General features: G+C 68.1%; 1 protein-coding gene. It reads left to right on the top strand.

What is annotated here, in order from left to right:
• Positions 1–379: glycoside hydrolase family protein (locus AC0IYH_RS29800; RefSeq protein ID WP_471837685.1), on the top strand; the 379-nt coding region annotated here is incomplete at both ends.

The following is a 379-nucleotide window of genomic DNA, read 5'->3' on the forward strand; positions in this document are numbered from 1 at the left end:
CAGCGTCGCCGTCGACCCGCCAAGCCCGACCTCGGTCGCACCGATCGTCGCGCCGTCCGGCACCGACGATGTCTTCGAACTCGACTGTGGCGGCAGCCGGGAACCGTCGGAAACCGTGCTGTTCCCCGTCGTCCCCAGCCAGAGCCGCGGGATCGAGGACCTGCGTCTCACGCCGCTCACCATGCCGGACGGCCATTCCACCTATGTCGGCACGTTCACCGCGGTGGGCGATCGCGGCGTGCAACAGCAGATGCTCCAGACCGACGACTTCGCGACCTTCCGGATGCGGCCCGTCACCGGCGATCTCGCCGCGGCGAAGGGTATGGCGCTGTTTCCGCGACAGATCGGAGGACGCCATTTCGCGATTGGGCGTCAGGAT

This window comes from Pseudomonas sp. AC463 (assembly GCF_979253585.1).